The 15,153-nt window shown below is 59.5% G+C and carries 11 protein-coding genes; 6 read left to right on the forward strand and 5 right to left on the reverse strand.

Going from position 1 to position 15,153, the window contains the following annotated elements; translation table 11 throughout:
• Positions 1 to 29 precede the first annotated feature (29 nt).
• The 4 genes from ACN0T5_RS10035 to ACN0T5_RS10050 form a co-directional block, all read right to left on the reverse strand.
• Positions 30 to 1,295 (reverse strand): hypothetical protein, encoded by a 1,266-nt coding sequence (locus ACN0T5_RS10035; protein WP_417768491.1) that lies wholly within the window; start codon positions 1,293 to 1,295, stop codon positions 30 to 32.
• A gap of 18 nt (positions 1,296 to 1,313) precedes the next feature.
• Entirely contained in the window at positions 1,314 to 1,967 is a 654-nt protein-coding gene (locus tag ACN0T5_RS10040) for an ABC transporter ATP-binding protein (protein WP_417768492.1), read from the reverse strand.
• Positions 1,964 to 2,749 (reverse strand): ABC transporter permease, encoded by a 786-nt coding sequence (locus tag ACN0T5_RS10045; protein ID WP_417768493.1) that lies wholly within the window; start codon positions 2,747 to 2,749, stop codon positions 1,964 to 1,966. Before ACN0T5_RS10045 ends, ACN0T5_RS10040 begins: the two co-directional genes overlap by 4 nt.
• A gap of 156 nt (positions 2,750 to 2,905) precedes the next feature.
• Positions 2,906 to 4,006, reverse strand: a complete 1,101-nt coding sequence (locus tag ACN0T5_RS10050) for an NAD(P)/FAD-dependent oxidoreductase (RefSeq protein ID WP_417768494.1) — start codon at positions 4,004 to 4,006, stop codon at positions 2,906 to 2,908.
• A 297-nt stretch (positions 4,007 to 4,303) separates the two neighbouring features.
• Between ACN0T5_RS10050 and rfbC the strand changes: the two genes are divergently transcribed.
• From rfbC to ACN0T5_RS10080, 6 genes are all read left to right on the forward strand, one after another.
• The gene (gene rfbC, locus ACN0T5_RS10055; RefSeq protein WP_417768495.1) at positions 4,304 to 4,861 is read left to right on the forward strand and encodes a dTDP-4-dehydrorhamnose 3,5-epimerase; all 558 of its coding nucleotides are present in this window, start codon (positions 4,304 to 4,306) and stop codon (positions 4,859 to 4,861) included.
• 64 nt (positions 4,862 to 4,925) lie between these two features.
• Positions 4,926 to 5,948 (forward strand): NAD-dependent epimerase/dehydratase family protein, encoded by a 1,023-nt coding sequence (locus tag ACN0T5_RS10060; protein WP_417768496.1) that lies wholly within the window; start codon positions 4,926 to 4,928, stop codon positions 5,946 to 5,948.
• A gap of 8 nt (positions 5,949 to 5,956) precedes the next feature.
• Positions 5,957 to 6,832: a dTDP-4-dehydrorhamnose reductase gene (rfbD, locus tag ACN0T5_RS10065; protein WP_417768497.1), complete on the forward strand. Its 876-nt coding sequence runs from the start codon at positions 5,957 to 5,959 to the stop codon at positions 6,830 to 6,832.
• Between the two features lie 131 nt (positions 6,833 to 6,963).
• A complete protein-coding gene (gene rfbA / locus ACN0T5_RS10070) occupies positions 6,964 to 7,833 on the forward strand; it encodes a glucose-1-phosphate thymidylyltransferase RfbA (RefSeq protein ID WP_417768498.1) in 870 nt (289 codons plus the stop codon).
• Between the two features lie 40 nt (positions 7,834 to 7,873).
• Positions 7,874 to 8,983 carry a rhamnan synthesis F family protein gene (locus ACN0T5_RS10075; RefSeq protein WP_417768499.1) on the forward strand — a complete coding sequence of 370 codons (1,110 nt, stop codon included), beginning with the start codon at positions 7,874 to 7,876 and terminating at the stop codon, positions 8,981 to 8,983.
• Positions 8,984 to 9,008: 25 nt separating this feature from the next.
• On the forward strand, positions 9,009 to 9,734 hold the full coding sequence (locus ACN0T5_RS10080) for a class I SAM-dependent methyltransferase (RefSeq protein ID WP_417768500.1): 726 nt from the start codon (positions 9,009 to 9,011) through the stop codon (positions 9,732 to 9,734).
• Positions 9,735 to 9,807: 73 nt separating this feature from the next.
• On the opposite strand, the gene ACN0T5_RS10085 is transcribed toward ACN0T5_RS10080, so the two are convergent.
• Positions 9,808 to 15,021, reverse strand: coding sequence for a glycoside hydrolase family 99-like domain-containing protein (locus ACN0T5_RS10085; protein ID WP_417768501.1), 5,214 nt, complete (start codon positions 15,019 to 15,021; stop codon positions 9,808 to 9,810).
• Between the last annotated feature and the right edge of the window lie 132 nt (positions 15,022 to 15,153).

Here is a 15,153-nt window from a genome sequence, read left to right on the forward strand (position 1 = left end):
CTTTCCGCATACGTGGTTTGCGCTAATCATCAGACGGCAAGGTGGTTGCGGACGAGAACGGCCACGCCAACGAGAGCCCCCCAACCTGCGAGGCAAATTGCCAGCACGACCGACCAGGACCAGAAGCGTTTGGGGTACTCGGCGTCTTCGGGCAGCGTGGGTTTCAGGAGGATGGCGGCGTAGATCTGTCTGCGGTCGGCGTCTATCCGCGCTTTTTCGTACTCGAGACTCGCCTGGGCATATTGCTTGCGCGCGATCTCCTGTTCCAGCAGGAAGCGGTCGAATGTGGTCTTGGTGGTGGAGAGTGAGCCATCAGTGGAACCTGGCGATGCGATTTCCTGGCGCAGACGCTTCACTTCCGCTTCCAGCGTTTCGATCTGCCGCGTCAGGAACTGCATCTGGGGGCTATCGGCGTCAACGGAGGCCAGCAGCGTGCTGCGCCGCACGCGCATTTCTGAGAGTTTGACGTCGAGTTCCGTCGCGACCGAGGTGATCGCCTTGGCATAAAGCTCCGGGTCGATTAGGCCGGTGTCGTTGCGAAGTTCGGCGAGGCTCTCGCCGAGCCGGACAAGCTTGTCTTGCGCGGATTGCAAAGTCTTTTCGTTACGGCCCAGAAGGTCCGCCCGGGCCCGAGCCGAGAGATCGTTGACCACCTGTTCCACCGCATCGAGCATCAACGCGTTGATCCGGTGAGCATCCTCTGCGGAGAACGCCTGAACCCGGACACGAACGATGCCGGACAGGCTGTCGACACCTACGCTGGCCCTCTTGTCCCAGTACTCCATGAATTCCTCGACCGGTTCGTCGGCCTGGAACCTGGAGAGATAGTCGATATGGTTCCCGTTGTAGAGCGCGAAAAGGTCGAGCTTCTCGTTGAGGAAGTCCACCATTGCCCGGCTCTTGATGAAGCTCTCCACGACCTTCGCCTCCTGCATCAGGTTGCCGGTTGGCAGGCCGGTGAGCGAGAGCAGCGTGCTCGCACCAGAACTCTCGTAGTTGCGCAGGGAAAACTGCATCTCGGACTGATACCGGTCGCTGGCAATCAGCCCGAAATAGATCGAGGCGAACAAGACCGGCAGGATCACGAGGGCGATTGCGCTGGCAATGATGCCGAGAGCGAAGAGCCGTTCGCCGCGCCGCCGCTTGAAACCGCCCCCGCCGACGACGCGGCGGTTGGAACGGATCTGCCGGCTCGCTTCCCGGAGCGCATGGGAGATCGCCTCCGTCCGGCGCGAACCGGACGTGATCTCCTGATTTTCTCCACCGAGAACAACGTCTATCAGAGAGTCGGACAAGCCAGTCTCCACTCAGCCCTACATGTTCAGCTGCTTGTACATCTCGATGGCCTCATCGATAGCATCGAAAAAATACATCTTTCCGTCGGCCAGAACCACACCGCGATCACAGTAGTTCTGGATCTGGTCGGTGACATGAGAAATCATGACGACGTCGGCATATTGCTTTCGCTTGTCGAATTCGTCCTGGCATCGTTTCTGGAAGCGGGAATCGCCAACCGCCATGACCTCGTCGATCAGATAGCAGTCGAAGTCGATCGCCATAGACAACCCGAAGGCGAGGCGCTGCTGCATGCCCGACGAATAGGTGCCGAACGGGGCGTCGATATACGCCCCGATCTCGGCGAAGTCGTCGACGAACCGCACCGCCTTGCGAATATCCTGCCGGTAGACCCGAGCGACGAACTGCACGTTTTCACGGCCGGTCAGCGCATGATGAAGCCCCCCGGCAAAGCCGAGCGGCCACGACACCCGGACATTGCGGTGGATGCGCCCGGAATTCGGCATCTCGGTTCCCGCCATCAGCCGCATCAGCGTCGACTTGCCGGCCCCGTTGACGCCCAGAATGCCGTAGCTTGTTCCCTTGTTCAGCTTGAACGACAGGTGATCGAGGACGATCTTGAGAGTCTTGGGCGTTCGGTAGAACTTGAAGACGTTGTCGAACGTAATCATTGCATCAGGAGCTTGCCGCGTGCCGCACGCTCTCCGGCTAATCCGACCAGGAGCAATATCAGGGACACATTCACCACGTAGAGCGGGTCGATGTATCCATCGGCATAACCGTCATAAAAGGCACTCCTCAGCAGGCTGATACAGTGGAACAGTGGATTGTAGACAATATACTCCAGTGCCCATGTCGGAAGCAGCGACGGGAGTTGCATGGCGCCGGATGTAAGCCACTGCAAAATCATCAATGCAAAGAATGCTGCAATCCACATCGGGAACAGTACGATCAGTACGCAGCTCAGGAGCCCGAACGCGACACCGTACAAGATCGTCAGCGCTACGGCCATAACCGCGATTTCGGGAGCGCGAGGAGAAAACTCGATACCGACTACAAACAGCACGGTGCAGAAAAGGATAAGCACGCACATTGCAGTGATCGTTTCCAGGAATGCCCGAGCCAAAATGATGTCGATAACCTTCACGACAGGAAAAAGAAGCATCGGTTTGTTCTGCTCGATGGACAGCATCATCATTCGCCCCGGGTAGAGGCAAAGAATGTAAGGCATGATTCCGGTGGCGAAGAAGAGGGTGCTGTTGGTACCGAGCGGCACCACGCGTCCGATGGCATCGGCGACGGCCACCATCACGAGCAGATGAGTAAGCGGCCAGGCGACGGCAATGGCGAAGCCGAGCGCTGTGCGCCCGAAGCGCGTGCGCATGTCGCGCAGGATCAGTGCGCCAAGCACCGATCGCTGCTGTGCGAGTGCGTCCCTGAACCCTGCCTGCACGCCTCAATCCTCATTCGCCGGTTCGCCCGGCAAGACGGAAGCATGGCCGCCGTTCGGGGCAATAGCCCTGCGCCCCGGCAGCCACACGAGCGCTTCATGCTACGTCAACACGACGATTCGATGGCACGCGACCTTAACCGACATGCCGGCGCGGTGTCAGGTGGCAAGCTCGGAGGTGACGATCTCCGCCAGGGCAAGGCACGATGTCAGGCCGGGGGACTCTATTCCGTAGAGCGCCACCAGCCCTGTCCGCCCGTGCACGGAGGGGCCGTCGATCCGGAAATCGGCCGCCGTTTCGCCGGGGCCTGAGATCTTGGGGCGCACGCCGGCATAATCCGGCTTGAGGCTGTCGTCGGCAAGCCCTGGCCAGTAGCGCCGGATCTCGGCGTAGAATTTGTCCGCGCGGCGGGGATCGACGCTGTGATCGAGTTCCTCGATCCACTCGACATCGGGTCCGAAACGCGCATTTCCGCCAAGATCGAGTGTCAGGTGAACACCCAGCCCGCCAGGTTCTGGCACCGGATAGATCAGGCGGGAAAAGGGCGTGCGCGAGGAGGTGGAGAAATAGCAGCCACGTGCAAAATAGCGCTTTGGCGGTGAGAAGCCGTCGAGGGTCGAGAGCAGCGGGATGGCGCCATGACCGGCCGAGACAACAAGGTTGCGGCAGGTGATGGAAAACCCTTCGCCCTCATTGTCCGTTTCAAGCCGGTGGGTGCCATCCGCCGCCGTGGTGATCCGCGTCACCGCCGTGTTGAGAACAACCTGCCCGCCCGATGCCTCGCATTCGCCCTGCAGGGCGAGCATCAGGGCATGGCTGTCGATGATGCCCGTGGAAGGGGAGAGAAGGGCGCCCTCGCAAGACAGCGCCGGCTCGAGTTCCAGTGCCTCGGCACGGGAGAGCCTTCTCAGGTCGTCGACCCCGTTTGCCGCCGCCTTGCGCTCGATCCCGGAGAGCGTTTCGATCTGCTCGGGAGACGTTGCGACGATCAACTTGCCCAGTCGCCGGTGGGGAACCCCGCGTGAGGCGCAGAAATCATAGAGCCGTTTCTTTCCCTCGACACAGGCGCGCGCCTTCAGGCTGCCCTGGGGGTAATAGATTCCGGCGTGGATCACCTCGCTGTTGCGGGCGCTTGTCTCCGAGCCGATCAGCCCGTGGCGTTCGATCACCATGACTTCGTGACCGGCCCTCGCCAGTGCCCTGGCGCTTGCCAGGCCGACGACGCCCGCGCCGACAACGATGGTTTCAATATCTGCCACGCTGCATGTCCCGGTTACCGATGGGCAGGTGAGGTCGAAGGCTTCCGCATACGGTATTCGGGCTTTCCCCACAAGCGGGGATACTGTCGTTCCACTGTCGCCCTGCCGTGGCCACACTTCGATGCAATTGCGCAGAACAGAAGGGTGTCAAACCGGATGGGCTGGTGAGATTTGCTGATGCTGAAATGTGCAGTGTTGCGGTTTGATTGGTCTTGTGCGCCTTTGCGCTGGCCACTATAAACGCCGTCGACTCTGATGCGCTTCTTGAATTCTTCTCACGTGACGCGAGGAAGTTTTATGACTGTAGATGTGCAGAGCCTTGCAATTCCGGACGTTAAGATTATTAAACCCAAGAAGCACGGCGACCATCGCGGGTTTTTCTCTGAAGTATATAACAAGAAAATTTTTTCAGACCACGGAATTGACCTCGATTTCATTCAGGATAACCAGTCTTATTCGGCGCAGGCGGGGACCTTGAGAGGGCTCCACTATCAGGGTGGCGAGTTTGCTCAGGACAAGCTCGTGCGCTGTGTGCGAGGGCGAATTCTCGACGTCGCGGTCGATATCCGCAAGGCTTCGCCGACCTTCGGAAAATGGGTTTCGGCCGAGATTTCGGCGCAGGAGTGGAACCAGATCCTCGTACCCGTCGGTTTTGCTCACGCGATTCTGACGCTCGAGCCGGATACCGAGATCATCTACAAGGTGACCAATTACTACGCGCCGACTCATGATTTCGGGATTCGCTGGAACGATCCCGACCTGGGAATCGACTGGGGAATGGCGGAGAGCGATGTGACCCTGTCCGACAAGGACAAGACGCAGCCCCTCTTCAAGGATGTTGTCCACTGGTTTTGAGTGACGGCCCGGGGTGTCCGCGGCGGTCTGATCGATGAATTGCAACCTCTCTGGGAGAGTGTGAATGGAAAAGGTTCTGGTAACCGGGGCGGGTGGCTACATCGGCACCACCCTCGTGCCCATGCTGCTCGGCAAGGGCTACGCCGTGAAGGCGGTGGATCGCTATTTCTTCGGCCGCGAACTGCTGCCCGAGCACGAGAATCTCGAGATCGTGCAGCAGGACACGCGGTTGCTGGATCCTTCCCTGTTCGCCGGCGTCGATCATGTCATCGATCTCGTTGCGATCTCGAACGATCCCTCGGGCGAGGAATTCAGCGACGAGACCTACGCGATCAACCATCTCTCGCGCGTCAAGACGGCGGAACTCGCCAAGGCCGCCGGCGTCAAGCGCTACATCCTCCCGTCCTCCTGCAGCCTCTACGGCTTCCAGGAGCCGGGCGTGATCGCCGACGAAACCACGCCGACCAATCCGCTGACCACCTATGCCAAGGCGAACGAGCTGGCCGAGCACGGCGTTCTGCCGCTTGCCGATGACGCTTTCACGGTGGTCGTCCTGCGCCAGGCGACGGTTTACGGCTTCAGTCCGCGCATGCGTTTCGACCTTGCCATCAACGGTATGGTCTATGGAGCCTGGAAGACAGGCGTGTTGCCCCTGATGCGGGACGGCACCCAGTGGCGGCCGATGGTGCATGTGCGCGATACCGCCCGGGCGCAGGCCTTCATGCTGACCGCGCCGGCGGACAAGGTGAACGGCCAGATCTTCAATGTCGGTTCGGACGCCAACAACTACCAGCTTGGTCCGCTTGCCGAGATCGTTGCGAAGGCGCTGCCCAACGAGGTCAAGATCGACTGGTATGGCGATCCCGACCATCGTTCCTACCGGGTCGGTTTCGACAAGATCGAGGCGCTTGGCTACAAGGCCGAACTGACGGCCGAGGATGGTGCGCGCGACGTGCACGCGGCTCTGTCGGAAGGGCGCATCGACAAGACCACCAGGACGATCACCCTTGCCTGGTACAAGGAGCTGATCGATTGGCACCGCCGGGTGAAGGACCTTGAGGTCAATGGCGGAATGCTGAGGATCTGAGGCGCATCATGAAGATTCTCCTGCTTGGCCCGAACGGCCAGCTCGGTACGGACCTTGTCCGCGTCAACGAGGCGGCCGGCGCGCCGCTGGACATCGTGGCTGTCGACCGTGCCCGTCTGGAGCTGACCGATTTCGATCGTGTCCGCGAGGTTCTCGGCTCGCTCGACTTCGATGCCCTGGTCAACTGCTCCAGCTATCACAAGACCGACGAGGTCGAGGCCAATGCGCAGACGGGCGTGACGATCAACGCCCATCTTGTCGGCCTGCTGGCGGAGATTTCCGCTGCGAAGAAGGCCCGCTTCGTCCATGTGTCGACCGACTACGTCTTTGGCGGGCAGGACAAGCGCGCCCCGCTCGACGAGACGGATGCCCGTGCGCCGGTCAATGTCTATGGCGCGACCAAGGCGATGGGCGAGGATCTGGCCCGGCTTGCCTGCGACGACACGCTGGTGTTGCGCGTCGCTTCGCTGTTCGGCGTGGCGGGTGCCAGCGGCAAGGGCGGCAACTTCGTCGAGACGATGCTTCGTTTCGGACGTGAGCGCGGCAAGCTGAAAGTCGTCGCCGACCAGCACATGTCGCCGACCTCGACCAAGGACATCGCCCGGGCGATCGTCGCCATGCTGGGGCAGGGCGTTGGTCCCGGCATCTGGCATGTGGTCAACTCGGACGCGGCCACCTGGCACGAATTCGCGGCCGAGATCATCGCCCGGGCAGGGGTCGCTGCCGATGTGGAGCCGATCCCGTCGTCGGAGTTTCCGACGCCGGCGCGGCGCCCCGCCTACAGCGTTCTGTCGAATGCGAAGCTGGGTTCGGCCATCGGCGCGCAGCGCCCCTGGCGAGAGGCGCTGGACGAGTATCTGCGTGAAAAAGGGCATGTCGGCTAGCACGGGGCGCTGACGCCCTCTTCGCCGGCGGTTGCCGCGGGTGACCGGACGGGGTTCATCTGCGTGTCATCGAAGCGGGCGATTGCATCGCTCGTACAGCGCTTGTGACAATTGACGGGAGACGGGCCAGCATGAAAGGTATCATCCTTGCCGGAGGATCGGGGACGCGCCTCTATCCCCTGACGCTTGTGACCAGCAAGCAGCTGTTGCCGGTCTATGACAAGCCGATGATCTACTATCCGCTGTCGATCCTGATGCTCGCCGGCATCCGCGAGGTGCTGATCATCTCGACGGCGCGCGACCTTCCTTCTTACGAGGCCTTACTCGGGGACGGATCGCAATGGGGTCTGAAACTTTCCTATGTGGTTCAGGCCGAGCCGAACGGACTGGCGGAGGCCTTTATCCTGGGCGAGGATTTCATTGGCGACGATCCTTGCGCGCTGGTTCTGGGTGACAACATTTTTTACGGCCACGGCCTGTCGGAACTGCTCGTCAATGCCGCCGGGCTGACCTCGGGAGGGCGCGTCTTCGCCTATCATGTGCAGGATCCGGAACGCTACGGCGTGGTCGAGTTCGACGCGGGCGGCAAGGCGATTTCCCTGGAGGAGAAGCCGGAGGCACCGAAATCGAACTGGGCGGTGTCCGGCCTCTATTTCTATGACAACGATGTCGTGCGCTTCGCGCGGGAGGTCAAACCGTCCTGGCGAGGCGAACTGGAAATCACGGACATCAACCGGCGTTACCTCGAGGAGGGCCGGCTCAGTGTCGAAAAGCTTGGCCGCGGCTATGCCTGGCTCGACACCGGAACGCATGAATCGCTGATGGAAGCATCCGAGTTCATTCGCGCGATCGAGCACCGCCAGGGGCTTAAGGTCGCCTGCCTGGAAGAGATCGCCTATACCAATGGCTGGATCAGCCAAGGCGATGTGATCGAGCTCGCAAAACCCCTCCAGAAAACAAATTATGGCCAATATCTGATTGGTCTGGTGAAGCAGAAATAGGCCACGTCTTGACCGCAGGCGTGCCCGGAAAGGTGAGCTGTTGAACCAACCGGCTTTCGTCGGCACGATAGCGTATGTCGCAAGGCGGGCGCTCTGGCTTGCCTGGTACAATTTGCAGCTCATCTTCATTGTTTATCCGGCGGAGGGATTTTGGCGCGTTACGGCGCTCCTCAACCCGCGGACGTGGTCGTATCGACGTCGGGTCAGAGCGAAACTGGAGGGCAGTGTCAGCCATCATGGCGGCACCTATGCCGTATTTGCGATGTTTCGCGAAGGTGAATTGTCCCCCTATACCTTGTCGGCGATCGACTCCCTCAATCGGCTGAAGGTCAATATCATCCTTGTCAGCAACACGGTATTGACGGAGGCTGTACAGGAAAAACTCCGCTCTCGGTGTCGATATGTCGTTATTCGCGACAATATCGGCCGAGACTTTGGTGCTTACAAGGACGGCTTCAGCGTCCTGCGGGAAACGAAAGAGGAAATTCAGAGGCTTGTTCTCCTGAACGACAGCGTCGTTTATCTTCTGGACGGGCTGGATGAGATGTTCCGCCAGTTTTTGGGCGACAATGATTACGCGGGGCTGACGGAGGTTCATGACCGTCACTATCACGTCCAATCGTTCCTGATGTCTTTCGGAGCATCGGTGCTTCGCGACCCGCGCTTCCTCAACTACTGGCGGCGTTACATCCCCATCGGCACGCGTCGTTGGTCGATCCACAAGGGAGAGGTCGGCCTGACCAGAATGATGCTGGATTGCGGATTTAGACCGAAACTCGTTGCGTCGCTCGAGCGGTTGAAAGTGGCACTGGAGAACGATGAAAAGACCGATAACATCCCGGCGCTGCTTCCGGACCGTTTCGCTCCTGCCGCATATCAGTCCACCAACCCGGTCCCCTATGTTCTGTCCGTTTTTGGAGAGAAGAACCAGATACATGTCGGGGCATTCTTGTTGACGCGCTACGCGATCTCTCCATTGTTCAAGAGAGATATCGTCGCTCGCGGGGTCTATTCCCCGGAGCGCCTGAAAGACATATCCGGTATTCTGGGTTTGGATCTGCCGATGCTGTTGCAGCAACAGGAGATCCACCAGCGCCGGCGTCACACTTCGTGGATCAGTCGGATCCTCTTCCGGTTCGGGTCGATATGAAATCTCAAGCTATGTGGAGAATGGAATGAACGAGGCAGCCTATATGCGGCTCGACGGCTTCTGCCCGGCTTGCAACCAGGAAACGACCTTCGTTGCGGAGAATGCCTGGTTCCGGGATACGCTGCGTTGCCAGCATTGCGATTCCCTGCCTCGCGAGCGAGCGGTCATGCTGGTTCTCCGGGATTATTCGAGCGATTGGCAGGAGTTGCGTATTCACGAGAGTTCGCCCGCCGATCGTGGCGGTTCGAGAATCATGAAGGAGAACTGCAAGAACTATGTCGCCTCCCACTATCTTCCTGGTGAGAAATGGGGGAGCAAGAAAGGGGGGCTCCGGGTCGAAAACCTGGAGAGCCAGACGTTCCGGAACGAAGAGTTCGATGTCGTCATTACCCAGGATGTGTTCGAGCACCTGAACAGGCCCAACCTGGCGGCGGCGGAAATCGCCCGGACGTTGAAACCCGGCGGTGTGCACATCTTCTCCGCCCCCACCCACAAGGAAGAACTGCACAGCCATCGTCGGTCAGTGGTGTTCGAGGACGGTTCCGTCGATTTCCTGACCTATCCGCCCGAGTACCATGGCAACCCGACCGACCCGGCAGGCGGGTCATTGGTGACCTGGCGCTACGGCTACGATTTTTATGAGCTGTTGAAAGCTTGGTCCGGCTGCGATATCGAGGTGCGCCGCTATCATGATCACAGATACGGCATTATTGGTGAATTCACAGAAATCTACATCATGAAGAAGCGGTAGCGATACAAACTACGCTCGCTATTCGGCCCGGAACCGACGAGGTGCCGGGCCGATTTGTTTCCAGGGCGCAAGCTCAGGGGCGTTTCCACGCCTTGAACAGGACTTCCTTCTCGTGGAAGCCGGCCTTGCGCGCGACATAGGTTATCATGCGCTCGAGCGCGTGGGTCAAAGTCCCGTCGGTGATCGCTCCGGTGTCGGGGTCTACCGCACCGCCGGAATGTTGCTCGAAATCTTTCCAGTCCAGCTTGAGGTCGATGAGCGGAGCAAGCGCCCTGGGGCGGAACCAGTACATGCCGCCCGCCGGAAATTCAGGCACCTGTTCTTCCTTGATCGTCACCTTCAGCTGCTTCAGGAGCTTTCTGGTCATGGGGAAGTTTGACCCCCACTCCACCCGGTCGGCGATCGGCGGAAAGGCCTCAGGATAGACCAGGCCCAGCTTTGCATCGCTCTCGAATGCCTCGATGACGGCCTTCACCTGGTCGGGGGAGCCGAGGAGGTTGTCGAGCAGATAGCCTCTCCAGGTCGCATAGTTCGGCTCGTAGACGCTCTTCTTGGAATGGACCCAGCAGCACAGGTCATGGTTCTGGGCCTTGGGCAGCATCGTCATGATGAAGGGCCCCATGTCCCGGCCAACATTTTCGACACGCAGGACTTCGACGGAAAGCAACCGGTTTCCGAGGCGTTCCTGAAGCCGTGACGCGATGCCGTCTGTGTCGTCGCTGCATGTCGTCACATGAAGCGAGAACTTTCCCGGCACGTTGGCGAATTGCTCCGCAAATTCGTCAAGGAGGTCGGTGTAGTAGAGGTGCGCGCCTACCAGGATGCTTGACGCCGTCTTGCGTTCCTTCGGTCGCTCGTAGCTGTTCATCGCCCGGGCATTCGCGTCAAGATAGGCGTAGCCGAACTTGCGGTCCGGTTCGAGATAGGCGCCCTCGGCCCATTCGTTCCAGGCATTTATGAAGATGAACTGCTCGCTTTCCGGCAGATTTAGTGCGGTCTGCTCGCAAAGCTGGCGCATCCAGTCGCCATAGTCTTCCGGTGTGGAGTTGATCAGGATGTCCGGATTGCCGCGTCGGGCAGTGCAGTCCCAGTCAGTTATAATCCCCCGGAAAAGCTTGTACTTTTCCTTCTTTCGCGCAAGCGCAGCTGCCTTCGCTTCCCGGTAGTCATGGATTCTGCCAGTGAAGAATGGGTCATACAGATCGATCTGCTCGGAAATTTCCTGCAAGGGGAAATTATGCGGCGGATACTCGATCGCGGCATCAAAGCCGTATTTTCTGGGATTCACGCGCCCTTCGAAGCCTGTCTGCATGACTGTCAGATAGAGATCGGGAAGACCCAGTTTATGGCAGCATTCCCGCCAGCGCTCGATCGTGGCTGCCATGTCGGGGAAGAGGCGCGGCCTGTAGATGACCAGAAGCGGTCGGCCGTCAACGGTGATGTATCGCGGGTCGCGGATTGCGGGGGCGATGTCCTCGAAGAATGCGATATCGTCCTTGGGGGAATGGGTTTGGGGCAGAAGCGTGCCGCCACGTGTGGCCAGGCCATCCCATGTCGCTGTCCAGGGCTCGTTGGCCCAGTGAAGGCAGAACGGCAAGTCCAGATCGGGATTCTCCAGGATATGATTGTAGGGCGCTCGCATGATTGGTTTGCCGTCGAAGAAATAGTGATGAAGGCAAAACCCGTGAATGCCATACTGCCGGGCGAGTTCCATTTGCCGGGCGAGGACTTCCTTTAAACGTGTGTCGTAAAAGCCGAGCTCGCCCGGAAGACGGGGCTGATAGTGGCCGGCGAACAACTGAGGTGCTTTTGACGTATTGGTCCATTCGGTGAAGCCGCGGCCCCAGAACCGGTCGTTCTCCGCGAACGGATGGAATTGGGGCAGGTAGAAGGCAATGGGCTTTACTGTGCTTTGCCTCAGAAGCGGCTTCGTCTCGCCGACATACTCCGGATTGCTGCCAAGGCGCTTGTAGGCTGCGTAGAGGTCATCGACCTGAACGGTGGCGGGCCGCACGGTTGGACGTTTCAGTGCCAGACCGGCGGGTTGCCCTTCCAGCAGATAGTGGATGATCGGATTGATGTTCCGGTCGCGGATATCGGCAAGGCGGCGATAGAATTTCGTGTCCATCAGGGCTGACGGGTCGCGATCTTCGCGGTAGCCCGCTTCGCAATAATGCTTCAGCGCGTTCGCACGAGCCGCCTTCACGTCTGGATACTTGGAAAAATAAAAGTCGGTGTCGAACAGCCCGCTTTCGCCGACCAGATGCATCACCGTTGGAAGGTCCAGTTTCTCAAGACTATGCAGGCGAGGCACTTTGGCCCACTTGTAGCCCGCGAGACAACTGAAGAAGACGAGGCCGCGCTCGATTGCATGGGCAATTGTCGCGTCGCGGTCCTCGCCCTTGGCCGGACGGAAATCCTCCTCCTGCAGGTTGAGGTCGAGAAGAGGCGCAAGGGCGTTGCTGCGAAACCAGAACATGGCGCCGCTGGGAAACTCGATCGGATCGCTCGGTCCGATCGACAGCCCGACGCGTTGGAGCAGGGCGGAAAGCTGAGCATGGTTGTCGCCGATGGTTACCCAGTTCGCGATTGACGGCCAGTGGTGCGGGATCACGAGCCCAAGATCCGGGTCGGCTTCGAAGGCGCCGATGATCTCCCGTGCGCGCACGTCCGTCCCGAGCAACTCGTCGATCAGGTAGCGTCTCCAGCGTTCGCCGAATTCTGCGGAATTGTGCGTCGACTTCTTGGAGTGAATGCGCAGGCAGATGTCGTGGCGGCGGATTTCGTCGGTGAACCCGAGGATCAGTGAGCCGAAGTCGCGGCCGATGTTCGATATGATCTTGACCACGGCCTGGCTTGTCAGGCCGTGCTTCTCCAGTTCCTGGACGATTTGGACCTTCTTCTCGTCTGTGTCCGTCGAGATGTACAGGCGGTACGGGCGTTTGATCTTCTCAATCGCGTGCAGTAGCTCGCCAGTCAGGTCAGGATAGTAGATGTGGAGGAACACGCCAATCTCGGCGTCGGAAGCGGGTATCCCGGGGTTGCCGGCAAAGGGGGTTCGCCACTGTTGAAGGTCAATTGCGCCAGTCTCGTGGGACGCGGTCCGGGACCTGCCTTCCTGCGATGCTACGGTCGATGCCGACTGCGGTGTGGGACGGGGCGCTGACGGAGCAATTTCCAGGTCGGCGCCGCTGCGACCGGACGACAGGAAATGCGACAGGGGATCGACATCCGGATTGCCGTCGAGGTGACGTTGTCGGTAGGCATTCACCGAAAACCGGGGCGAGGGGTCGCGGCCCTCCCGGTGACCTGCTTTCAGATAGTGATAGACTGCGATCTCCCCGGCGTCCTGGACGTCGGGATTGCGCTCCAGATACCACATGCTGTCGAAGTAGGGATTCGGATTGCGCCCTTCCTGGGCTCCATGGAGAAGGAAGTGGGCAAGTGGGTTTGCTCCCGCTTTCGCAACATCCGGATATTGGGCAAGATACCAGTTCGTTGAGAACAGCGGATGAGGGTCGCGACCTTCCTTGGCGCCGTGTCTCAGGTAGTGCACCAACGGGTTCATCGCGCCCTTGGAAACGTCCGGATTGCGTTCGAGATACCAGCTCGTGCTGAACAGCGGATTGGGGTTGCGCCCTTCAGAGACGCCGAAACGAAGATAATGATAAAATGGATTTACACGTGAATCGGCAACGTCCTGATAGGTGGATGTATAGTATACGCCGTCAAAAAGAGGTGTAGGTCTCAAAACTCGAAAATCAGGGGCGCGCATGTAGTGTTTGATGCAACTGCTTCTCGATCCCCAGATGCGATTTTGTTGTTTGTAAAATTTGAATTCAAAGGCTCTTGATTTTCTTATGAAGTCGATTTTTTCTGAAATTTCAGAGTTTCCGTGAAGGAGGGTGCCAATTCTCTTGATAGAAGATCGCATGGGTGACCTTTGGAGGTTTGAAATCTGAGCTTCCATTTGATGTTCTTTCTCGGACAGGCGTGCGACCCGCTCGCAAAGCGAGACGATCTCGTCGCGCAGGGCAGCCACCGCCGAAAGAGGAGAAGGCTTGGTGTCGGGCTCCAGCGCTCCCGGAAGCGCTGCCGCGGCCAGTTCGAGAACGCCTGACAACTCCGTTTTCGCTTGCTGCAGAGCGCTGTCCGATTGTTGCAATTCGGCGGTACGGCCTGCGAGCGACACCTCAAGGGACTTTCTCGTGTCTTCCTCGCTCGTGGCGCGCGCCTGCAGTTCGGCTATATGCGCTTGCAAGGCGGCGTTTCCGTTTTGCAGGAGGGCGTTGTCGGTCTGGAGGCGCGCATTTTCCTGTGTTAGCGACGATGCCTGCGCGTTGCTGGCTGCCAGTTTGGCCGACAGGTTCCTGCTTTCACCGCGAGCCTCTTCCAGCGCCGCAAGCGTCAGTCGCTGTTCTGCCGCCGTAACGGCAAGCGCCTGCTCTGCCGAAGCCAGTTGGCCGGCCTGCGTCTCGTTCCTGGCGCGCATCTCGCGCAGGTCCTGGTTGAGGTTGTGAACCACCGGGATCAGCGGATTCTGCTCGAGTTTGCCCCTCAGCGTCGCGATTTCTTGCCGGCCGTTCGCGGCTTCCTCGTTCTTCCTCGCTAACTCCTGCCGCAATTCGTCGTTCTCTGACGCGAAGCGGTCGATCAGCCGCATGTCTTCCGTCTTGTCGGCGAAGACATGTATCTCGTCCGACTTCCAGTTCCGCGCGTTGTAGATGTTCGTGTCGCGGTCCTGCAGAAGCGTCTCGGGCAGCACGGCCTGCGGTCCAGCGAAGACCAGCGCGAAGTCGTTCCAGATGTCGCCCTTGCGGAGCACAGTCAGGGACTCGACCATCCGGTAGCCTTTGAAACCGGATTTTTCGGCCCAGGCCTGAAGCGCGCGGCCGCTGTCGGGGTAGAAGCGCCAGTTGTCGTATGGGTAGCCGTGATACGGTCCGTTGGATGGCGCGTTGATGTAGACGAAGCCGTTCGGGCGCACGACCCTCAACAGTTCCAGGAAGGTCTGCCAGAACATCTGGTCATGTTCAAAACAGGACGTCGACACGACGATGTCGAAACTGTCGTCCGCGAACGGAAGGCCTGCTTCTGCCGTGTTGGTTATGACGTCGACTGCCGGGCCAGGCGCGATGTCGGTTCCGACGTAGTCGCAATTGGCTGGCGCCACATCACGCAGCGTTCCGTTCACGTTCATCGAGCCGACGTCGAGGATGCGCTTGTAGGTGTCGCGCCAGTAGAGCTCGAAGAAAAGCCTGCCGGTATCGAGAGCGGTATCATGCATTCGTGGAACGCTCGCCGTTTAGGCCGGATGACCTGTTGCTGTGCATCATCCTCACCAGTGTACTCGATCAACCGGGTTCGTCGCTGCGCTGCGTTACCCGTTCACTTTGCGCTGCATCAAATTTGCTAGCAT

Source organism: Stappia sp. (assembly GCF_048261845.1).
Lineage (GTDB): Bacteria > Pseudomonadota > Alphaproteobacteria > Rhizobiales > Stappiaceae > Stappia.

Excerpts from the sequence above, each read along its gene's own strand:
- ACN0T5_RS10085 (WP_417768501.1), bottom strand. The coding sequence starts at position 15,021 with ATGCATGATACCGCTCTCGATACCGGCAGGCTTTTCTTCGAGCTCTAC.
- ACN0T5_RS10080 (WP_417768500.1), top strand. The coding sequence starts at position 9,009 with ATGAACGAGGCAGCCTATATGCGGCTCGACGGCTTCTGCCCGGCTTGC.
- ACN0T5_RS10040 (WP_417768492.1), bottom strand. The coding sequence starts at position 1,967 with ATGATTACGTTCGACAACGTCTTCAAGTTCTACCGAACGCCCAAGACT.
- rfbD (WP_417768497.1), top strand. The coding sequence starts at position 5,957 with ATGAAGATTCTCCTGCTTGGCCCGAACGGCCAGCTCGGTACGGACCTT.
- ACN0T5_RS10060 (WP_417768496.1), top strand. The coding sequence starts at position 4,926 with ATGGAAAAGGTTCTGGTAACCGGGGCGGGTGGCTACATCGGCACCACC.
- rfbC (WP_417768495.1), top strand. The coding sequence starts at position 4,304 with ATGACTGTAGATGTGCAGAGCCTTGCAATTCCGGACGTTAAGATTATT.
- rfbA (WP_417768498.1), top strand. The coding sequence starts at position 6,964 with ATGAAAGGTATCATCCTTGCCGGAGGATCGGGGACGCGCCTCTATCCC.